Genomic DNA, 21,572 nt, shown 5'->3' with positions numbered 1-21,572 from the left:
AATCTGCGATGTTATATTTGGGGCAATTCTTCTGTTTTTGGAAAACCATTATTATTATACCGCTCTGTTTCCAGCAAAGAAATAGTCTGCCAACCTTTTATACAAAGAGCCATACAATTTACCATTTCGATAACCTCCTTATTCCATTCTCCAAAATCAGGAAGTTCAGACTGTAATAAAAGAAATTCTTCGAGATCCAAATTATGTAAACGTATCGTTTCTTCTATTGCATCTTCCCTTGATATTTGATAATGATGCTGTAGCACTGCTACCAAATTAAAGTACAAACGTCCACTCGCTTCATCCTTATATAAAGATTGTACATCATTAAAATATCCTATAATACTGCTTGTAAGATGATAAAGTCTTTTAATAACCGGGTGGTTATAAATATAATCTGGCAATGTAGATCCTGTTTGAATTTCAATAGTTTCTACAAAAGCACAAATCATCAATGTTCTTACTCTTATATTAAGTAGGTTACCAACTGATGGAAATATTTTATGCTGCTGATATATAACCTCCATTTCCAAGCCATCAAAATATTGATTTAATGTATTAGCAAAACGGTCGATAGAAGTCAAAGGAATAAAATTTTTGAATCCCTCTCTTATCAATGCCAACTGATAAGCAAGAGGTATATCGGCTTCTGCAGGCGATATTTTACCTTTTAGAACAGCGATAGAAAGTTTTTGTGCTCTCTGAACTTCTTCGGGGGTTGACATTTCGTACATGTCGTCATTATACATCGCCCAAAGCATAAATCGGCTTAAAGGTATCATCCTTTCAAAACTTTCAGTTGTAGCCCACCAACGTGCAGACATTATTCCGGTATTAGTTCGTTTGTATTTTTCTCTTGTTGAGAAAGGTAGTAAATCTTTTAATTCTCCATCAATCCACTCTCTATTGGTGATTTCTTGTAATTGTTGACCAAATGGACTAATTAAATCGGAAAATGGATAATTGAAACGTTCCTTTAGAATTGTTTTGATATTCATGTTATTATTTATTTTGGTTTTTTAATCAGCATGATCCATTTTGGATGGATATATTTTTGTAAATACATTTAGAGTACAAATTTTAACGCATTATAGTCTGACAAATGAATAATATAAAACTCAAAACTAATTAAATTAATTGTCAGATTTTTTTGGTAAATTTCAAGTCCCTACCTAATCAATAAAACATTTATAATCCTTAATTTTTTACATAATAAAATATTTTATATCACGTTATTGTGTATAAAACTATATAAATATATATAATTTTTTAATAATAATGATTAATCGTGTTATTTTTATTTTATTTCTTAATCATTTTACACAGTGTATTAGTTAAATTGTAATTATTTCTAAAAACTCAAAAAAACAGCAAACCACTGACAATGATTATACTAAATACTCTATTGTCAGTGGTTTATACCTTTTGTTTATATCCTATTTTAAATTATCCTTAAAAAACTGTTCCAGCTTATTAAACGGGATAATATCTACTTTATCATACAGATCAACATGCACTGCATTAGGAATAATCATTAATTCTTTGGGTTCTGCAGCCATTTTATAAATATCTTCACTAAAATATCTTGAATGCGCGTTTTCTCCGGCGATAATTAAAACAGGTCTTGGCGAAATTTCTTTTAAATAAGTAAGAATCGGCATATTCATCAAAGAAAAACCACTTGTCGCTGCCCAAGCACCGTTAGAGTTTATAGATCGCTCATGAAAACCTCTCGGTGTTCTGTAATAATCAAAGTAATCTTTAATAAATTGTGGTTCGTCGCCTTTTAATTTTTCTGCATTAGAGCGTGGTCCTGGCGCTGCTTTACCAGATTCTGCATCTTTCCAGCGTTGTTGGCTCATTTGTTCTAATGTTTTTGTGCGCTCTTCCAACGTCACCTTATCATAATATCCTCTGGAAGCCACTCTTGGGATATCGTACATACTCGTTGTAGCAACTGCTTTTACACGTTTATCTACTGCTGTCGCATTTAGTGCAAAACCTCCGAAACCGCAAATTCCTATAATTCCGATTTTATTTCGATCTACGTTTTTCTGTAGTCCTAAAAAATCTACTGCTGCGCTGAAATCTTCTGTATTAATATCTGAGGAAGCCACATTACGCACTTCTCCTCCACTTTCTCCTGTAAAAGACGGATCGAAAGCCACGACCGCAAAACCTCTTTCAGCCATCTGATTGGCATACAAACCCGAAGATTGTTCTTTCACGGCACCAAAAGGCCCGCTGATAGCCAATGCTGGCAGTTTTTCATTTCCTGTATTTTTTGGTAAATAAAGATCGCCAGACAGCGTGATTCCGTATCTGTTTTTAAAGGTAACTTTCTGACGGCTCACTTTTTCACTTAATGTAAATGTATAATGGTCTGTTATATTCATCGTGTTAGATTTTTTTTGGCTGAATGATTTTGAACTCAAAATAAGCATTGCAACCATTGATAATAATTTTATATTTTTCATTTATTTTAAAGAATTTTCATTAATAATTTTTCTAAATATCTCTGCCTGAGACGGATTAACTGTTTTCGATATCAATTCTGCCGACTGAATTAACTGATGATCTGCAATTCCCGTATTTTTTCCAATTCCAATATGTGCTTTTAACTGTGATTCTAATCCTTCTATCGATGCCAAGGCCGAAATGGTTATTAATTCTCTTTGTTGATAAGTCAAAACATCACTTGCAAAAATGTCTGCGAATAAATGTTCTTTCAGAAAAGCATCAATTCTTGGGGCAAATTCACCAAACCCTTTTGCAGGCTTAGTTTGTGGAGTTTTTGTTAAGATTTCCAGTACTTTCCTTCCCTGTTCATATTTGTCAGGCAGGTTATTTTCAACACTAATTTCTTTACCTTCCACATCTGCAATTCCATTCGATTTTCTTTCATCCAAAACTGCTTTAAATGTATTAATAGCATTCAAACTTCTTGGAAAACCGCAATACGCATACAGCTGAACCAATGCTTCTTTGATTTCGTTCACGGTAAGACCGTTATTCAAACCTTCATTCAGTTCAATTTTCAACTGATTAATGTTTCCTGTAGCAGTTAATGATGAAATTTTAACTAAACTTTCCTGCGAAACCATTAAATTTATTTTATCCTGTGCATTCATAGATGAAGTAATTAAAGCAAATACAAAAAGTAAGATCTTAAAATTTGTATTCATTATTTTTTAATCTGAAGATTAGCTTCATTATAAATTTCGTCGGTCACGGGTTCAAGCCATTTATTTTCATTGGTTTGAGGATTTCCGGTTGTTGCCAGATGCGAAAACCAACTGGTAGCCGTTGCGCCATGCCAATGCTCTACATTCGGTGCTATTTCTACAATATCACCTGATTTGAGATGTCTTGCTGGCTTTCCTCTTTCCTGATAAAGCCCTTCGCCGCCAACAACAATTAACAACTGACCGCCAGTATGACTATGCCAGTTGTTTCGACTTCCCGGTTCGAAGGTGACGTTAGACAAAGGAACGTTAAGCTCTTTATTTTCTGTTAAAGGCGCCAGCCATGATTTTCCTGTGAAATATTGTGCATACGTCGTATTTTCTTTTCCTGTAGGAAAATCGCTTATTTTAGGAACTTCTATATTCATTTTATTTTGACTTTTTAATGAGTTGCAATCTATCAGCGAAAAAAATAAAACACTAATAGATGCAACACGAGTTAAACTTTGTATAATCATTTTAAATTAATATCTAAATTTTTTTGATAATTTTTGCAGGAACTCCTCCTACAACTGCATGATCCGGTACATCTTTAGAAACTACTGCGCCTGCCGCAACCACAGCATTTTCTCCAATGGTGATACCCGGTAAAATGGTGGCATTTGCTCCGATCCATGCATTTTTCTTAATGTGAATGGGTTTGGCTGTTAATCCTTTTCTCAGTTTCGGATCTAAAGGATGGTTTTCTGTAATTAAACTTACTTTTGGACCAATCAAAACATCATCCTCAATTGTAATTCCGCCAAGTGCTAAAAATGTACAATCGAAATTAATAAACACGTTTTCGCCGATATTGATATTTTTTCCATAATTGATGTAAATTGGAGTAAAAACAGCTACATTTTTCAGTTTTTTATCTAAAATCTGGCTCAATTTCTCAAGAATGTATTTCGGATCAGCAGCATTATTGATCTCAATTAATACTTTCTTCGTTTCATAAGATTCTTTTAACAATACTTCCATTTCAGGATCATTCGGTAAAATAGTTTCGCCGTTTAATAATCTTTTAAAAATGTCATTGGTATTTAATATTGTAGAATTCATATCTTTTAAAATCTTAATACAAAATTAAAAAGAAAGCCCCGCAGTAATCTTTCTGCGAGGCTCAAATTAGTTTTCTGTAAAGCTCATTTTCTTAAATAACCTTTAAATTTCTGTGGGAGAAATTCCGTATTGCTTTTTAAAAGCTGTTGAAAAATGTGAGGGATTTTTAAATCCTACTTCCATATAGACATCATGCACTTTTTTATTTTCTTCTTTCAGCTTAATATAAGCCATTTCGAGACGTTTTTTGTAAAGCCATTTTTGTGGAGTCAGATTACTTACCTTTTTAAAATCTCTTTTAAAAGTAGCCAGACTTCTGCCTGTAAAAGAGGCTATTTGATCCATCGAAAGATCATCCATATAATTATCATTAAGGAATTCCAGAATGTCTACTTTCCAAGGTTCAGCAAAATCGAAAAGAACAGGATAAAATGCTTCATTATTATTCAGCAAAGCATAAATTCCTTCCAATAATTTAAGATGTGTAATGCTTTCCGTTGGCTTCACATTTCCGTCAAAATAAGGTGTTAATGACTGAAAAAGACTTGTAATAGCAGCATCGGGCTCAATTTTAAAAACATTCTGATCCGAAATTTCTACTTTCGCTGGAATGTCTGCTTTGTTTAAATTGCTGTAAAATTCGCGTAAAATACTTCGTTTAAATGTAAGTGAAATTCCTTTGTAAAGATCGTCACCGGTTCCGTTTTTATACATTTTAAGCCGATGATCTCTGCGAACAAGCGCGCACTCTCCTGCTTTTAAAATGATGGTTTTGTTGCGGTCTTCGATAATTTGCTCTCCGGAATATAGATACACCAAAACATGCTCCGGCGTAGAATGAATGCATTTCGTGCTTTCTTCAGAAAAACAGGAAAGAAAAATACCGGAATAGCTTATGGTTTTTAAGGCTTCTGTTGGCTCCATCATAAAATGTTTTACATATTATATAGAACAAAAATATTAATTAATACTATTTAAAACCTTTCTGTAAAGCTCAAATTTCGATCTCCATTTATTTTATATTCACTTTTTCTTTCATCACAGAAAAATAAGAAGTTGTAAAGGCTGCCAAGCTTTTGTAGCCTACTTTATAAGCGATTTGGCTTAATGTATATTGCTTTGTATTAATCAGTTCAATACTTTTCAGAATTCTGATGAGCTGTGCATACTTTTGAAGGGTAATTCCTGTTTCCTGTTTGAAAATACGTTGCAGGCTGCGTACAGACATCGTTGAAAGATCTGCAAGACTTTCTATGCTAAAATTTTCAGCATAATTTGTATTGATATAATTGCAAACCGGCAGCAACCGTTGATCATTCGGAATCGGGATATGAAGACATTCTTTTTCCTTACAAAAATGGGGCAAGCTGTTCAGCAAAGCTTTCAGGAAATAACTTTGCTCTTCATTTTCTGTCATCTGCTGATTCCATTTCGCAGCATATTGCAGCATTTCTTTTAAAACCGGCGGCGCAGAAAATACGTGAATATTTTTATAAAAATCGTTATCAAACACAGTTTTGAATAAAACCACCATAAGATTTACGGTTTTTGCTTCAGTTTCTGTACGATGTTTTACACCAGAAGGAATCCAGATCAGATGATTCTGAGGAACCAGATAAATTTTATTTTCAATATGCAGATATTGATAGCCTTCTTCCACATACGTAAGCTGATATCGTTGATGAATATGGTCGTAATCATCATGTATCCAGTTCTTTTCATACCAGATAAAAGCATCAATTTTACTTTCATCATCAAAGACTCCTCTCCTTCTCTCGATTAATCCGCACTTCATAAAATGGCGTTTTGTATAATAATTTTGGCAAATTTAATAAAAACGTATGTTTTAATTTTGTAAATGAATAAATTTTTAATGATATGAAAAACTTAACCACTTTTTTTTCAGGAGTTTTACTCTTTTCAATCAGTTTTTTTACGGCTCAGGAACGCTCGGCAAATGTTTTGGTATTAATTCATTCAGATAACGGCGGAACGTATGAACTGGCAAAAGAAGTCGCCAAGGGCATTGAAAGTGAAAAAAATGTAAAAGCTGTGATAAAACAGGTTAAAGAATCGTCTAATTCAACGCTGAAAAATCTTCCGGTAGCTTCGGTGGATGAGCTTAATTCTTATGACGGAATTGCTTTTGGCTCGCCAATTTATTTTGGAAATATCAGTACAGCAATGAGTGAATTTTTGTCTAAAACGACCAATTTATGGACTCAACATGCCTTGGAAGGAATGCCAGCAACAGTATTTATGTCTGCGGGAAGCGGCGCCGGTCGGGATCTTGCATTACAATCTTTTTGGAATAGCTTGGCTGTTCACGGAATGATAATGGTGCCCAATGGAATAAGAGGTAATGAAAATATAGATAAAAATATACCTCAGGGAAACAGTGTATTGGGAACGACAAGTTTAGCATCTTTAAAAAACGTTGAAAGACCTACCCAAAGTGAACGTTATCTTGCTGAATTGCAAGGAAAAAATTTTGCAAAAGTAACATTGGCTTTAAAAGGAACATTTATTAAAAATAAAACGGCATCGGCTTCAATCAATCAAAATAAGCGTGATGTAAATCTCATTTTAAAAGAAAAAAATATTGTTTTGCACCAAGTTCCGAAACCGGCAGGAAATTATCAGCCTTTTGTACGTTCCGGAAATTTGATTTTTATTAATCAATATGCTTTAAAAGACGGAAAAATTTTAAATCCTGGAAAAGTTGGTAAAGATGTTACCGAAGATCAGGTAAAAGAGGCAGCAAAAGTTACTATGCTGAATGTTTTATCTGTGTTGAATCAAGCCGTTGACGGAGACTTAAACCGCGTAAAACAATGCGTGCAGTTAACCGGAATTTTTAATACTACCGAAAATTACAGCAAGCATGCAGAATTAATGAATGCTGCATCAGATCTTGCCGGAGAGATATTCGGTGAAAAAGGAAAACATGCGAGAGCAACTCTAGGAGCCTATTCTGTGCCGGGAAATTCTCCCGTGGAAATACAGGCGATTTTTGAAGTAGAATAATCTTAAAATAAAAATAATATGAAAAAAGTATTGGTAGCCGGAGCCACCGGATGGGCAGGTTCTGAAATTAGCAAAGCTATTCTGGAAAATAGTGAAATGACGCTTACAGGCGGACTTTCACGAGCTCACAATGGTAACAATCTTGCGGAAGTTTTACCGTTAGAAAATGATCAGACTGTTCCGCTATTCGACACGATTGAAAATGCCATGGAGCATGTTGATTTTGATATTCTGGTTGAATTTACCAAGCCCCAGATTGCAAAGCATAATATTATATCTGCATTAAAAAAAGGTAAAAAAGTGATCGTGGGAACTTCAGGTCTTTCAGATGAAGATTATGAAGAAATCGAAAAGATAGCTTTGGAAAATAATACATCGGCTCTTGCCGCAGGAAATTTCGCCATTACGATGGTTTTATTGCAAAAATTTGCAGAAATGGCAGCCCAATATATTCCCAATTATGAAATTATAGATTATGCCGATGAATCAAAAATTGATGCGCCGAGCGGCACTGTGGCAGAACTGGCATACCGACTTTCAAAAGTTCAGCAGCCTAATATTGCGGTTCCGATTGAAGAAACTATTGGCAATAAAGCGACACGCGGGGCAACTATCAATGGCATTCAGGTACATTCTGTAAGATTACCGGGTCATATTATAAGCGTTGAAACTATTTTCGGACTAAAAGGTGAAAAACTTACCCTTCGCCATGATTCTACCGAAAGTGCCGAGCCTTATGTGAAAGGTGTACTTTTAGCGATTCAAAATATAGAAACTTTTAAAGGTTTGAAAAGAGGATTAGACACAATTATGCAGTTTTAATCGGTTTTAGGCAAACTTAATGCGCTATAAAATTGCTGATGTTTTTAAACAATCGTATTTTTGTTGTTCTAATTTTTACGAATGTCAATTTTTTCAGATAATATAAGGTTGTTGAGAGCTAAACATGGGAAAACTCAACGCGAAACAGCCGATCATTTAGAAATTTCCCGTTCACGATATATTTCCTATGAAAATGCAAGATCAAAACCTCCTGTAGATGTGATGATCAGGATGTCTAAACATTTTCATGTAAGTATCGACCTTCTATTGTCTGTAGACCTTACAAAACATCCTTTGGAAGATATGTTGAAGCTGCCAGACAACCGTATTGTATTGCCTGTGGTAGTAGATCATGAAGGAAATGAAACGATTGAAATTGTTCCGCAGAAAGCTTCTATGGGATATTTAACCGGTTATAGCGATCCTGAATATATCGAAAGTCTGCAGAGAATTTCTCTGCCGTTTCTTAAAAATGGTAAGTTTAGAGCTTTTCCTGCCAATGGAGATTCTATGCCACCTTTTAAAGACGGATCTTTTATCGTTGGAAAATATGTTGAAAGCCTAAATGAACTGAAGGAAAATAAAACCTATGTTTTTGTAACTTCTAACGATGGAATTACTTATAAAAGGTTTAAAACAAGAAAAATTCATGCTATTACAGTAGCTGCAGATAATTCATTTTATGATCCTTATGATATTCCATTGGAAGAAATTCTTGAAGTTTGGCAATATGCTTCAGGCATTTTTCCTGAAGATTTTTAAATATAGAAAACGGGAAAGTTTAATTAATTATCTTTGAATACATTTAAATTTTAAATATCTTCAATATGTCAATAACCAACGAAAGTGAGTTAATCGGAATGCAAAAAGTAAGTGAAGCCGTTGCTTATACACTGAAGGAAATGGTGAATTATGCCAAACCCGGCATGACGACAAAAGAGATTGATGAATTTGGAGCCAAAATTCTTTCTGATTTCGGAGCGAACTCTGCACCTTATCTTACCTATGGATTTCCCGGTTACGCTTGCATAAGTCTTGACAATGAATTTTGCCACGGAATTCCTTCAGATAAAAGGATTTTAAAGGATGGCGATTTGCTTAATATTGATGTTTCTGCAGAGCTCAACGGATATTGGGCCGACAACGGAAGTTCTTTTGTAGTAGGAAAAGATATTAATCGTCATCAAAAATTGGTAGATGCTTCTAAAGATATTTTACAGAAAGCTATCAATAATATAAAAGGCGGTGTAAGAATTGCAGATATCGGTCATCTTATGGAAACGGAAGCTAAAAAGAGAGGTTTTAAAGTAATTAAAAATCTCGGTGGACATGGTGTGGGAAGAAGTTTGCACGAAGAACCCGATGAATTGCTGAATTACAGAAATAGATTTGATAACAGAAGGTTTAAGAGAAATTCGGTTGTTGCTATTGAAACATTTATTTCCACCGATTCGACCATTGCTGTAGAGCTCAATGACGGCTGGACGATGGTTGGAAACAAAGGTGGTTACATGGCACAGCATGAGCACACCATTTTGATAACAGACGGGAAACCCGTTATTCTCACTCAGATGAATGAAATTTTAAATTAATCATCAATAAAATAGCCGCTTCAGAAAAGCGGCTACTATTTTTTTATTTTTCTATTAGCAAGGTGCTCCGCAAGCAAGAAGTTTGATTTCGATTACTCCGCTTACTACACATTGTACGTTGCATAAAGTACCTTCCACAACTCCTCCAACACCAATTACAACACCACCAACGATTGTACCTACACCACCTACAACACCGCCTACAACGCCACCAATACCTCCAATAGCACCACCGACTGCGCCGCCAATACCGCCGATTAATCCACCAAGGCCATCAAGAAGTCCGTCTCCTGAAATTGTTTTTAACTGGTCTCTGTCTAATTTTTTGAAATTTTTCATGACTTATTTATTTAAATGATTAATACATCACTAATATATGAATAATTATAATATGATAAAAATATTTTCGATAAAATAACTAAAAACACTTATTATCTAATTATTCATTAATATAAATAATAATTTATACATATTAAAAAATAAAAAAAGCCGCTCTCTTGAGAGCGGTTAAACCTTTGATTTACATGTTTTTTTACTAGCAAATAGATCCGCAAGCAAGCAGCTCGATTTCAACTACTTCATTCACAACGCATTGCATTTTACACAAATTTTCTTCTGCTAATGTTCCAATTTCTGATAAAACATCACCTATCCCTGAAGCAGTGCTTCCGACAACACCAACTACTCCTCCTACAACCCCTCCGATGTTATCAAGTAATCCATTACCGGTAATAGTTTTTAACTCATTTCTGTCTAATTTTTTGAAATTTTTCATGACTTATTTATTTAAATGATTAATACATCACTAAGTTATGAATAATTACAATATTATAAAAATGTTTTATATAAAATAGTTAAAAAGATTTATAATTTAATTATTCATTAACATAAATAACAATTTATATATATTATAAAATAAAAAACCGCTCTAAAAAAGAGCGGTTACACTTTTACTTTACTTGTTTTTTTAATTAGCAAGTAGATCCGCAAGCAAGCAGTTTAATTTCAACCACTCCTCCTACAGCGCACTGTACTTGACACAACGCGTTTCCTCCTACTGCTCCGATGCCGCCAACAGCACCACCAATAACACCACCAACGCCACCTACAACGCCACCTACAACACCGCCAACACCGCCAACAGCACCACCGATAGCCCCTACAAGGCCACCTACTAATCCTCCGATGTTGTCAAGTAGTCCGTTACCTGAAATAGTTTTTAACTCGTTTCTGTCTAGTTTTTTGAAGTTTTTCATGAATCTTTTTTTATGTGATTAATACATCACTAAGATAGGAATAATTGTAATACGATGATATTATTTTCAAAAAAATATTAAAATTAACTTATAATTTAATATTTCATTAATATAAACGGAATTTTTTGTGGAAATCATTCCCTAGCTTATTTATTTGATTTTGTTTATGTTAAAAATAATAATTCTAAATTTTGTGATTTGTTTTTCAAAGTTAATTTTTTTTAAACAAAAGCCCGTTTTTCAATTAAAAACGGACTTTTTCAGATTGATTTTGTTGAAAAATATAATGAGTTTCGTCGTATTTTTATTCAACACCGCCTCCTAACGTTCGAAAAAGATCAACTTCGGCATTCAATTTTTCTAAAATTACGGTGTTTTGTTCCAAATCATTTTGAAGTTTATTGTTTTGTGCGGTGATCACTTCAAGGTAAGTGGCCATTCCGCTTTTATACAATTTTAAAGCATCGCTGATTCCTTTTTCAAGAATCAGAGTTCTTTCATGCAATAAAGCTAGTCTTTCTGTACTGCCTTTGGATTTTGCCATCGCATCGGAAACTTCACCAACAGCTGTCATCATTGTTTGTTTAAAGGTAATCACTGCCTTTTCCTGTTCTATAATGGCTGTTTCATAAGCCGTTTTCAATTGTCTTTTCTGTAAAAGAGGCATTGCTAAATTGGCAGCCAATGTTTTCGTAATAGAACCCGGAAGATCAAACCACGTATTTACTTTAAAAGAATTGACTCCAACCTGTGGCGACAAACTTATACTAGGATACATGGCCGCTTTGGCTAAACCCGTTTTAGCATTCAAGCTGATGACGTTGAATTCCGCTGCTTTCAAATCTGGTCTTCGACTTAATAATTGAGCAGGAACTTCGGCTGTTAAAGGATTTTCAGAGATCATTGTATGTAAACCTTCTGATCTTTCGACCGACTTAGGATATTCTCCACAAAGAATGCTCAATGCATTTTCCTGCACGGAAATATTCTGCCTTGCTAAAGGCACAATAAGTTCTGCCGTTTTCTTTTGCGCCTCCGATTGCTGAATTGCTAATGAATTAATTTGCCCTGCCGTGTATTGAAGCTTCATCATCTGCAGGGTTTTCTCGCTCAGCTCAATATTCTCTTTAGCAATTTTTAACTGTTCATCGAGGCTCATCAGATTATAGTAGGCCTGCGCTACCTGAACAATAATTCTGCTTTTTATAGCATTAAAGTTTTCTTTCTGTGCAAAATACTCTGCCGCTGCCGATTCCTTCTGCATTTTAGCTTTTCCCCAAATATCCACTTCCTAAGAAAATGAAAGTTCCAACAATCGCGACAGGAACTGCCACCGCAGGGATAATCGTCGATCTGAGATCATCACCATACTGTTCTGCTGCTTGGAAGTTGTTAAACCCATTCTCACCACTTCCTGCGGCAAAATTGGAGTTGCCTGCTGTACTCTGTTCTGAACATTTACCGCCGCTTGATCTGCATTTACTCCCTGCTTGAATATAATCGAGATCGAGAAAGAACCATCGTTACTGGCATTCGACTTTATATATTCCATATCTTCCACCCCGTTGATCTGTTCTTCCAGCGAAGTTACCACCGAACGGATCACGGTTTCACTGTTTCCTCCCGGATAGGAGCCCGAAACAGTAATCGTGGGCGGCGAAATATCGGGAAAACGTGTTACCGCCAGCTGATTCAGTCCGATAATTCCCAAAATCACTATGATAAGGGAAATCACGGTTGCCAAAACAGGACGGTCTATTATGTCTCGTCCTAAAAATTCGATACAGATTATAGGTTAAAAATAATTTAATTAAACCAAAGCAAAAACGTTTTTGCTTTGGTTTTTTGTTTTATAGATTTTCAATTTTCACTTCATCCACTTGGCTCTTTCTACTTTCCCCTTTTTACTTTATTTAATGCGTTGCCGATTTTGAAAAGACATTAATCACTACGACACCCATTACAATTAAAAGAATTCCGATGATTGCAGGAATGTCGAGCGTCTGTTTATAAACGAAATAGCCGATTAAAGAGATCAGAACAATCCCAACCGCCGACCAGATCGCATAGGCAATTCCAATCGGGATTACTTTGATGGCGTGGGTTAAAAGATAAAATGATGCCGACATGGCAACCACAAAAATTATGGTTTGTAAAGGCTTGGTAAAGTTTTCAGAAGCCTTTAAAAATGAAGTGGCTAACGATTCTAAAAGAATAGCACAAGCCAGAAATATATAATTTTTCATAAGTTTTTTAAGTTTAATAATCCATCCACGATTTGAAAGCAGAAGCTTTTTCCCGACTTACAATTACTTCCATTTCAGGATTTTTGATGAGTTCGAGTTTCAGTTTTCCGTTAAAATGATTAAAAACCTGCTTCACAGCATCGATATGAATAATAAATTGCCTATTTGCCCTGAAAAATGATTTCGGATCTAATTGTTTATCAAGTTCTTCCAAGGTCTGTGGAACGGTTTCAGTAGTTCCTGTATTCAACATTGCTTTGCTGATGCTGTGTTCTGTATAAAAATACAGAATATCTTCTGCCAAAACCGTTTTATAACCGTCACGATGCGCCAACAGAAAACGTTTCCTGTAATCTTTAGGCTGAATATAATTGAGCAAACCTTCAATCGCATTTCCGAGATATGGAATGTTTTCCATGAAGTTTTCATACGTTCGTAAAGCCGCATCCAATTCTTCCTCTTCAATAGGTTTTAGCAAATAATCGACGCTGTTATATTTAAACGCTTTTACCGCATATTCATCATACGCCGTGGTGAAAATAACCGGACTTTTGACTTCACATTTATTGAAGATCTCAAAGCTTAAACCGTCTGCCAGACGAACATCCAGCATAATCATGTCGGGAGTATTGTTATTGTTGAGCCATTCTACCGTAGAGGAAATAGAATCTTCCACGGAAAGAATTTCGATGTTGGGTCTTAACTTTAACAATAACCTTTTCAACCGATCGGCATTCGGTTTTTCATCTTCAACGATTAAAATTTTATTTATCTTCATATAAAGGAATTTTAGCAATGAAATCTTTTTCGGTTTTCAGAATAATAGGTTTTTTGTTGCCTAAAAACTCAAAACGATTGATGATATTTTTTATTCCCAATCCGGCAGATTCTGTTTTATTGATGAGTGGTGACAGCGAATTATGTACTACAAGATATTGATCACTCGTTGTATAAATTTTAATTTGCAAAGGATTGGATTTTGAGGTTTGATTATGCTTCAAAGCATTTTCAACCAAAAACTGAAGCGCCAACGGAGGAAGTAAAAACTGTTTCAGCTCATTATTTACCGAAATATCAAAATGTACACCTTCACCAATTCTTTTTGTTGTTAAATAAATATAGGAATTTAAAAATTTTAACTCTTCCTCTAAAGTGATTGTATCTTTTTTAGAATTAACCAATAAGTAGCGATAAACTTTCGCAAAACTTTCAGAATATTCATAGCCAAGTTGTTGATCTTCAAGAATAAGTTCAGACAAAACACTTAAATTGTTGAATATAAAATGCGGATCAATCTGTAATTTCAAAGCCTGAAGTTCGGCCGCCATTGCTGCTCTTTTATGTTCCGAAGCTTTTAATTTGTGTTGAGTTGCTTCCAAAGCTGTTTTTTTCCAGTTTTCCAAAAGGAAAGTTCCTGTATTAATGGCACTTATCAATAAAGAAACAATAATGTTGGTCGCAATCCATTGAGACATTAACGTAATTTCTTTTCTGTAATCGATATTTCCCAGATTATCGCAACCTTCAAAAAATATAAAATTGATAATGATAACAATCACGATACTTCCGACGATTTGAAGTAATGTTTGTGTAATCAACCTCTTACTGCTTTTTGTATGCCAAGAAATTTTCTTATCTAAACAATAATCTATAAAAAGACTGACTTCTGCAATGATGATTGAGAATAAAAAGATCCAAAAAATATCTTCAATGATATATAAAAAAGGTTTGTGAAGAAGCTCTTTGTACGAAAAAGGATCAATAAGATAAATGAATATGTAGGAAAATAGAAAGGCAATAATCCAAATGACTATCCTTTTTTTTAATCCGTCTAAAAAGTTTTTCTTTTTACTGTTCATACAATTACGAAGTGGTTTTATGAATGTAAAGATAAATATTGAATTAAAGAAAAAAACGGTTTTAAAAGTCAGACGGAGAAAACAGCGGTTGAACCGTTGATTAGAAAGGTTAGAATGTTTGCTATGTTTTGATATTTTCGATTAAAAGAAAAACGTTTCACTTTACAAAAATTACGCTTCATCCTTCTATTTATCCAGATCACTTTATTTTTTTAATAAAAAGCATTGATTTAATGATAATTTTATGGTTGCAAATATTGCGACGAGAGTATATTAAAGTTTTCAGTTTTTATGAGTAACATAGATTAAGAATCAATAAAAATCTTTTGTACATTAAAAAAAATTCCTTGTTCAGCCTGTAAGGGCTTAATTTAAACTTAATCATGTTGGGTAGGATTGGTTTTTCCAGTCCTATTTTTTTGTTTTGTTGGGTTTTAATTTAATAGGATTGCATCCTGTCCTGTTTTAACTCGCCCTTTCAGGGCTCGCAAGAACCTTAAATTCATCCAGATTTTTTACGACTAATTAAACAATCTGAATATTTAAATTTCTGAATGAATCTAATTCCGAATTATTTGAATCCAAATCGGTGATCAAACTGTCAATATTCTCTATAGAGCATACCTTGAAAGCTTCTGCCCTTCCTAATTTGTTCTGACTGGCTAAGACAAGAATTTTTTTTGAAGATTCTACCATTACCTTTTTCGTTTCGCCATCGGTAACGGAAACTGCCGAAACACCGAAACCGGAATCAATCGCGCAGGTTCCCATAATGAAAAGATCAGCAATATATTTTGAAACTTCGTTGCAGGTGGTAACACCGGAAGTAACTGCCAAATCGACTTCGTAATTGCCTCCAAGCATGATTAATTCAATATTTTTAAATTTATCAATCAAGGGAATGACAGAAAAATTGTTGGTGATAATTCTCAATTTTATATCTAAAGGCATACAGTTTACTACGGCGCAAATCGTGGTTCCTCCATCCATAAAAACAGTCATTCCATCCTTTAAAAAAGACTGAACTTTTAAGGCAATAATATCTTTTTCTTTGGTGAGAAAAGACTGTCGGTCATGAAAAGTCAGCGGATCTTTTTCCCGAAGAATAGCGCCACCACGAGCTTTAGATAATAATCCGTTGCGATGCAGAATATCGATATCCCGTCGAATGGTATCTTCGGAAACCTGTAAAAGCAAAGCAAGATCTTCAAACTTTACTTTTTTCTTTTCGTTCAACTCCTTTAGAATGATTTCGAAACGTTCCTCTTTTAGCATGATGATGATTTTTTTCGGATTTTATAAATTAAAGCTACTACAATAAACAGCAAAGCTATTATTTCAAAGGCAACCGTCAAAGAAAAATGATGCGCAATAAAACCTAATAAAGCTGGCCCCGCTAACTGCCCTGCATAACCCATCGTTGTGATTACGGGAATACTTACGGTAGGCGATAATCCTGAAATTTTTCCGCCTTCACTGAAGAAAACTGGAACAATATTCGCAGCACCGATCCCAAGTAAAATAAACCCTATCAAAGATACGGTAATCCATGGACTGAAAATAAGAATTACAATGCCTGCTGAAGCGATAATACTTCCTCCGATGACTACAATTTTGCTGTTCAGTTTACTAATTAAAGAATCGCCTGCCAATCTCATAACAGCCATTGCTACGGAGAATGCAGCATATCCTATTCCTGAAAATTCAGGCTCCACATTTTTGTTATCTCTTAAAAAGATAGCGCTCCAGTCCAGCATCGCGCCTTCAGATAAGAAAACGATAAAACACATCAGACCTAATAATAGAACAGTTGAATTAAACCACTGAAAACGGCTTTTAGCAACCTTCTCTTCATCAACATTTGAAAATTTTAGAATAATTTCCTTTTCTGTTTGATAATTAAATAAATGTTTAAACTGGATGGTCAGCAGAAATATCAACAAAGCAGAAATTGTGATGGCTGCATAAATTGGATTTAAACCTAATTTGATTAAAAAGCCCAATCCTAACGAACCAAATAGACCACCAACACTGAATAAGCCGTGTAAAGATGACATGATTGGCTTTTCGTAAATATTCTGAACCTGAATTCCGTGTGCATTCATGGTTACATCTACTGTTCCGATGCTGCATCCGAAGGCAAAGAGCGCTAATCCCATCAGATAAATATTTGAAATCACCAATAAGCTAGGTAATATAAAAGCGGCTGCCAACACACTTCCTAAAATAACTTTCCTTGAACCTATTTTACTGATTAAGATTCCTGATATTGGCATCATCACCAATGCACCGCCGCCCAATAAAAGTAACAATAATCCAAGATCTGCTTCATTTAATCCTAATCTGTCTTTTGCTAAAGGAACCATTGGAGCCCAACTTGCAATTCCTAATCCGCAGACTAAAAATATAAGTTGAGTTGCTCTTTTTGCATCAATTATTTTCTTTGTAATCATACTTCATAATTTTAATATTGCAAATTAATGCAATATTGCATTAATTTGCAATATATTTAAACTAAAAAATTTAAAATTTTATGAAAATAAAAATTGAACACGTCGCTGTATGGTGTAATGATTTGGAAAAGATGAAAGAATTTTACATGAAATATTTCGATATGTCAAGCAATGAAAAATACATCAATCCTGTGAAGAATTTTGAATCTTATTTTTTGAGTTTTAATGCAAGTGATTCTGTAAAAATAGAACTAATGAAACGTCCGGATATTATTGAAAATTCTTTTATACGAGGCAATTTGATGGGATTTTGCCATTTGGCAATATCTGTAGGCAACAAAAATAATGTCGATATTTTAACAAATTCTTTAAGAAGTGATGGCTATAAAATTATTGGTGCACCTCGCGTAACCGGTGATGGATTTTATGAAAGTATTGTGGAAGATCCTGAAGGAAACTGGGTGGAGATTACGGAGTAGAAAAATCCCGGACAATTTTTAATGTCCGGGAAATTTTTAAACGAAAGGTTCTTCGTTATTATTTTTATACTGAATCATACCTTTAAACTGATGATAAGAATCTTTAATATTTTTCAACTGTTCAGAGACAATTGGTAAACTTTTTTCACTAAGATCACCACTATCAATTGAATTCTGATATGCATCAATCGCTGCTTTTTCTCCAAAAACTACATTTTCAAGCGTAGATTCTTCTGTGTTTCCGATGGTAAATGAGTTTTTAATATCGATCCAAGTTCTGTGCAAAGTTCCAGCAACAGATGATGAATCATTTGCTTCGCCGCCATTTTCGGTAATCAGATTGATCAGTTCGTTTTTCATAATGGTTGCAAGGGAATTCATTTTAGCATACTCCGGTTTTACATCGGGGTAATTTTCCCAAATTTTCCCTTCAACTTTTGCAAATCCTAGGATACGGTCGTTGGTAATATGCAATAAATCGTTCAGTACAGAAATTTCTTTGTGATTTTCCATAATATAATTTTTTTGTAGGTGTAGGAAAAAGCTTGCAATAACTGTACCTCTACTCCTTCATCAATTTCATAAAAGAAAAATCAGGCTGACGCATTTCAATTTCATTTTCGCTGGAAGCTTTTTGAGCTTCAGAAGCATATACAAACATTTGCTGTTCATAGTTTTGAATCGCTTCATCAATGGTTTTAAAATTATCACTCTTTAAATTTTCAGATAAAATTAAAGCATCTAACAATCCTGTATTCACGCCTTGTCCGGCAAATGGAGGCATTAAATGTGCGGCATCACCAATTAAAGTTATAGGTAAAGCACGATTCTGTTTCCACGAAGTTTCTAATGGAAGTTTTCTTGTTGGCAGCCCTACAAAAAAATGAGTTGAGCGAATTAAATTTTTATAAATCTCATTCCAATCTGAAAATTTATTTAGCAAAAAGGCTGTTATTTCCTGTGAATTTTGAAAATCAAGTTCTATTTCAGGCTTTTTAAAAATAATGCCATACGTTAAAGAACCATTATTAAGAGGATTCGCAACAATTAATACTCCTTTATGGGCAGCCATTAATCGTTTACTATCACATAATTTGAAAAATTCCGGGCAGTTGATTTCTGGTCGCTCCACATCTCCCTGAATAATAATCGTTCCTGTTTCTTCCACTTGCGCATTGGTAACATAATTTCTGACTTTTGACATTCCGCCGTTAGCAACAATCACAAAATCAGTTAATTCAGTTTTATTATGTTCAAATTCTAATTGCCATTTATTATTAATGGGTTGAATATCAATTAATTTTCTATCCCAAATTACCGTTCCTTCATTTAAACTATTCAATAAAATCATTCTCAGATCGCTCCTGTTAATTTCAGGATTATCAAATTGATTTTCAACGGCAACTTCAATAGTTGACAAAATATTGCCTTGTTCGTCTGCCATATTAATGCCCATTGGCAAAGCAATTTCATAATATTTTTCAAGCAAACCAGCTTTTTTCATTGCAATCTGCCCTGAATCTTTATGCAAATCTAACGTTCCGCCCCAAATTCGGGTTTCCGCATTTATATCTCGTTCAAAAACAGTTACATCTGTTCCCTTTTGCTGTAATAATCTTGCCACTGTTAATCCCACTGGTCCGGCTCCAATGATGGCTACTTTTTTATCTTTCAGTATATTGTTCATCTTTTAAAATTTGAAAACAAAATTCTGAAAAACAGCTGCTTTAGGATTGTATAAATACGACAAATTCACGGTTTGGAATTTTTTCAATCTTTGCTTTTCTGGCGAATGCACCGGGTGTTGTTCCGCTGTATTTTTTAAATTCCCGATTTAAATGTGCCTGATCGGTGTATCCTAACTCAATAGCTAATTCTGCAAGATTAGAATCTGGCTGGCTCCACAAGATATTTCTAGCTTTCTCAAAACGAATCAATCCGGAAACATCTTTCACTGTATATCCGGAAGATTGCTTGAACTTTCTTTCTAATGTACGAATTGTCGTATGTGCTGAATCGGCAATTTTACTTACAGGAATACTTCCATTCGCCTTTCTCATTGCTATTCCTGCTTTATAAATAAGACTATCGGTTGACATTTCAAGATTTAAAAAATAGGCTTTAATAAGATCTATTGCTTTCTGAATCTGATTTTTATTAATGAAATTCTGCAACGAAGGTTGAAGTTTTGCAATAGCATGTTCAAATGTATCGACTCCGTTTTTGTTAGAATCTAAATTAAGCAAATCAAAAACCGTCCACGGAAAGCATCTTATAGCAAGAATTTGCAACCTTTTTCTTGTATAAAAATGAGCAGGATGATTAAGCAAACCTACCAAAAATGGAGATGGTAACGATTGTAAATTTCCATTTTGAAGGATCTGAAGTTCCTCACCGAAATAAAAAATCACCTCAACAAAACCATCAGGAATCACTTCAAAATTGGTTTGTTCATTTCCAAAATCTGTGTCGTTATACCAAAAACAGGTAATGGTATCGCGCAATTCCTTCGGTGGTTCAAATTCTATATGCATGCAAGCTTCAATAAGATGAATTAAAATTAATAAAATAAACAGCTCTTCAACTAATTAAAATTGAAGAGCTTGTAACAAGGCAAAAATATGAATGAGTAGTTTAAAAAATGATGAATTTTATTTACCGAAATATTTTTCAAATAAAGCTAACTGATTGGTTAAAGAAATACTCCAATATTTTGTGTCATGGGCTCCCAAAGATTCGATATACAAATGCTGAATTTTCTTCTGGGTTAAAGCTTGGTGAAACTTTCTGTTTTGCTCAATCATCTGCACATCTTCCGTTCCACAATCAAAAATATAATGTTGCTGAGCGGTTTCCATCTGATTAATTTTACTGTCTGTAAGGTAATTACTCTTTAATGATTCAAACGGTCCTAAAACTTTATCTACCTGATATTTATTATAATTCTCACCAAAAACTCTGAAATCCAACGCGCCGCAAGAACTGCCGACAACGCCAAAAGTATCGTGATAGGTCACTCCAATATTGGTAGCGCCATAGCCACCCATGCTCCATCCCAAAATTCCTCTTTGTGCTTTTTCTTTTTTAACAGGATAATTTTTATCAATAAACTCCACCAATTCTTTTCCTATAAAAGTTTGATATTGAGAATCTTTAACAATCGGACTATCTACATACCAACTGCTGAAATTCCCGTCTGGCAAAATATAAATAGTTCCATATTTTTGAGATTTTTCAGCTAAGCCTGGAATATCTTCTTTAATAATTCTTTCGGGATTTCCGCTGAAACCATGCAAAATATAAACTGAGTTATATGCTTTTTTTGCTTCAAGGTTTGGAGTGACAACAATTACCTTTATTTTCTTATTCATTTTAGGGCTAAAAACTTCCTGACGAATAATTTTCTGTGAATACAACTGACTAAAAGTGATGAAAACCAATATAAGGTTTATTGACTTTTTCATAATTTAAAATTTTAATTAATAATGGCTTTATCATTAAAATAAAGCTTTTTCGTTCTACAAAATTGCAAACTATAAAACCAAAAAA

The 21,572-nt window shown here is 34.2% G+C and carries 25 protein-coding genes and 1 pseudogene; 5 read left to right on the top strand and 21 right to left on the bottom strand.

From position 1 onward, the window contains the following. Positions 1-11: 11 nt before the first annotated feature. From OXQ85_RS06995 to OXQ85_RS06965, 7 genes are all read right to left on the bottom strand, one after another. Complete coding sequence (locus OXQ85_RS06995) at positions 12-998, bottom strand: terpene synthase family protein (protein WP_267403110.1); 987 nt, start codon at positions 996-998, stop codon at positions 12-14. A gap of 438 nt (positions 999-1,436) precedes the next feature. Then, positions 1,437-2,396: an alpha/beta hydrolase gene (locus OXQ85_RS06990; RefSeq protein WP_267403109.1), complete on the bottom strand. Its 960-nt coding sequence runs from the start codon at positions 2,394-2,396 to the stop codon at positions 1,437-1,439. Between the two features lie 81 nt (positions 2,397-2,477). Continuing rightward, the gene (locus tag OXQ85_RS06985) at positions 2,478-3,185 is read right to left on the bottom strand and encodes a carboxymuconolactone decarboxylase family protein (RefSeq protein ID WP_267403108.1); all 708 of its coding nucleotides are present in this window, start codon (positions 3,183-3,185) and stop codon (positions 2,478-2,480) included. Further along, positions 3,185-3,613, bottom strand: a complete 429-nt coding sequence (locus OXQ85_RS06980; RefSeq protein WP_267403107.1) for a cupin domain-containing protein — start codon at positions 3,611-3,613, stop codon at positions 3,185-3,187. Before OXQ85_RS06980 ends, OXQ85_RS06985 begins: the two co-directional genes overlap by 1 nt. Before the next feature lie 103 nt (positions 3,614-3,716). Further along, positions 3,717-4,289 (bottom strand): DapH/DapD/GlmU-related protein, encoded by a 573-nt coding sequence (locus OXQ85_RS06975; RefSeq protein WP_267403106.1) that lies wholly within the window; start codon positions 4,287-4,289, stop codon positions 3,717-3,719. Between the two features lie 102 nt (positions 4,290-4,391). Continuing rightward, positions 4,392-5,216: an AraC family transcriptional regulator gene (locus OXQ85_RS06970; protein WP_267403105.1), complete on the bottom strand. Its 825-nt coding sequence runs from the start codon at positions 5,214-5,216 to the stop codon at positions 4,392-4,394. An 85-nt stretch (positions 5,217-5,301) separates the two neighbouring features. Further along, positions 5,302-6,084, bottom strand: coding sequence for a helix-turn-helix domain-containing protein (locus OXQ85_RS06965; protein ID WP_267403104.1), 783 nt, complete (start codon positions 6,082-6,084; stop codon positions 5,302-5,304). An 83-nt stretch (positions 6,085-6,167) separates the two neighbouring features. On the opposite strand from OXQ85_RS06965, the gene OXQ85_RS06960 reads away from it, so the two are divergent. The 4 genes from OXQ85_RS06960 (at position 6,168) to map (ending at position 9,730) form a co-directional block, all read left to right on the top strand. Next, positions 6,168-7,316 (top strand): Atu1372/SO_1960 family protein, encoded by a 1,149-nt coding sequence (locus tag OXQ85_RS06960; RefSeq protein WP_267403103.1) that lies wholly within the window; start codon positions 6,168-6,170, stop codon positions 7,314-7,316. Positions 7,317-7,334: 18 nt separating this feature from the next. Then, on the top strand, positions 7,335-8,138 hold the full coding sequence (dapB, locus tag OXQ85_RS06955; RefSeq protein ID WP_267403102.1) for a 4-hydroxy-tetrahydrodipicolinate reductase: 804 nt from the start codon (positions 7,335-7,337) through the stop codon (positions 8,136-8,138). Between the two features lie 81 nt (positions 8,139-8,219). After that, entirely contained in the window at positions 8,220-8,900 is a 681-nt protein-coding gene (locus tag OXQ85_RS06950) for a LexA family transcriptional regulator (protein ID WP_267403101.1), read from the top strand. 65 nt (positions 8,901-8,965) lie between these two features. Beyond that, on the top strand, positions 8,966-9,730 hold the full coding sequence (gene map / locus OXQ85_RS06945) for a type I methionyl aminopeptidase (RefSeq protein ID WP_267403100.1): 765 nt from the start codon (positions 8,966-8,968) through the stop codon (positions 9,728-9,730). A gap of 54 nt (positions 9,731-9,784) precedes the next feature. Here the strand turns inward: map and OXQ85_RS06940 are convergent, their stop codons facing one another. The 10 genes and pseudogenes from OXQ85_RS06940 to OXQ85_RS06895 form a co-directional block, all read right to left on the bottom strand. Further along, the gene (locus OXQ85_RS06940) at positions 9,785-10,069 is read right to left on the bottom strand and encodes a hypothetical protein (protein WP_267403099.1); all 285 of its coding nucleotides are present in this window, start codon (positions 10,067-10,069) and stop codon (positions 9,785-9,787) included. 196 nt (positions 10,070-10,265) lie between these two features. Further along, a complete protein-coding gene (locus OXQ85_RS06935) occupies positions 10,266-10,505 on the bottom strand; it encodes a hypothetical protein (RefSeq protein WP_267403098.1) in 240 nt (79 codons plus the stop codon). 196 nt (positions 10,506-10,701) lie between these two features. Next, positions 10,702-10,986, bottom strand: a complete 285-nt coding sequence (locus OXQ85_RS06930; protein ID WP_267403097.1) for a hypothetical protein — start codon at positions 10,984-10,986, stop codon at positions 10,702-10,704. A 304-nt stretch (positions 10,987-11,290) separates the two neighbouring features. Then, entirely contained in the window at positions 11,291-12,274 is a 984-nt protein-coding gene (locus tag OXQ85_RS20690; protein WP_267403096.1) for a TolC family protein, read from the bottom strand. A 69-nt stretch (positions 12,275-12,343) separates the two neighbouring features. Next, positions 12,344-12,769, bottom strand: a pseudogene (locus OXQ85_RS06920) (efflux RND transporter permease subunit); the annotation flags it as partial. A 130-nt stretch (positions 12,770-12,899) separates the two neighbouring features. Continuing rightward, positions 12,900-13,232 carry an SMR family transporter gene (locus OXQ85_RS06915; RefSeq protein ID WP_267403095.1) on the bottom strand — a complete coding sequence of 111 codons (333 nt, stop codon included), beginning with the start codon at positions 13,230-13,232 and terminating at the stop codon, positions 12,900-12,902. Positions 13,233-13,245: 13 nt separating this feature from the next. Then, on the bottom strand, positions 13,246-14,010 hold the full coding sequence (locus tag OXQ85_RS06910) for a LytTR family DNA-binding domain-containing protein (protein ID WP_267403094.1): 765 nt from the start codon (positions 14,008-14,010) through the stop codon (positions 13,246-13,248). Continuing rightward, a complete protein-coding gene (locus OXQ85_RS06905) occupies positions 13,997-15,091 on the bottom strand; it encodes a histidine kinase (protein WP_267403093.1) in 1,095 nt (364 codons plus the stop codon). The genes OXQ85_RS06910 and OXQ85_RS06905 overlap by 14 nt, the downstream gene beginning before the upstream one ends. Positions 15,092-15,616: 525 nt before the next feature. Next, a complete protein-coding gene (locus OXQ85_RS06900; RefSeq protein ID WP_267403092.1) occupies positions 15,617-16,366 on the bottom strand; it encodes a DeoR/GlpR family DNA-binding transcription regulator in 750 nt (249 codons plus the stop codon). After that, positions 16,360-17,544, bottom strand: a complete 1,185-nt coding sequence (locus OXQ85_RS06895; protein WP_267403091.1) for an MFS transporter — start codon at positions 17,542-17,544, stop codon at positions 16,360-16,362. Before OXQ85_RS06895 ends, OXQ85_RS06900 begins: the two co-directional genes overlap by 7 nt. An 80-nt stretch (positions 17,545-17,624) precedes the next feature. Here OXQ85_RS06895 and OXQ85_RS06890 point away from each other — a divergent pair, with 80 nt between their 5' ends. Then, a complete protein-coding gene (locus OXQ85_RS06890) occupies positions 17,625-18,023 on the top strand; it encodes a VOC family protein (protein ID WP_267403090.1) in 399 nt (132 codons plus the stop codon). Between the two features lie 36 nt (positions 18,024-18,059). Here OXQ85_RS06890 and OXQ85_RS06885 read toward each other — a convergent pair whose 3' ends face one another. The 4 genes from OXQ85_RS06885 to OXQ85_RS06870 all read right to left on the bottom strand — a co-directional run bounded on the left by OXQ85_RS06885 (position 18,060) and on the right by OXQ85_RS06870 (position 21,487). Then, on the bottom strand, positions 18,060-18,536 hold the full coding sequence (locus OXQ85_RS06885) for a PA2169 family four-helix-bundle protein (protein ID WP_267403089.1): 477 nt from the start codon (positions 18,534-18,536) through the stop codon (positions 18,060-18,062). 49 nt (positions 18,537-18,585) lie between these two features. Continuing rightward, complete coding sequence (locus OXQ85_RS06880) at positions 18,586-19,710, bottom strand: NAD(P)/FAD-dependent oxidoreductase (protein WP_267403088.1); 1,125 nt, start codon at positions 19,708-19,710, stop codon at positions 18,586-18,588. Between the two features lie 40 nt (positions 19,711-19,750). Next, entirely contained in the window at positions 19,751-20,557 is an 807-nt protein-coding gene (locus OXQ85_RS06875) for a helix-turn-helix domain-containing protein (RefSeq protein WP_267403087.1), read from the bottom strand. Between the two features lie 117 nt (positions 20,558-20,674). Next, positions 20,675-21,487, bottom strand: a complete 813-nt coding sequence (locus tag OXQ85_RS06870; RefSeq protein ID WP_267403086.1) for an alpha/beta hydrolase-fold protein — start codon at positions 21,485-21,487, stop codon at positions 20,675-20,677. Positions 21,488-21,572 lie beyond the last annotated feature (85 nt).

Origin of the sequence: Chryseobacterium sp. GM_Chr_2, from assembly GCF_026540445.1 — a bacterium.
Taxonomy (GTDB): Bacteria; Bacteroidota; Bacteroidia; order Flavobacteriales; family Weeksellaceae; genus Chryseobacterium.
Note: the sequence above shows the minus strand (reverse complement) of the source record. Positions and strands in the feature narration are given on the sequence as shown.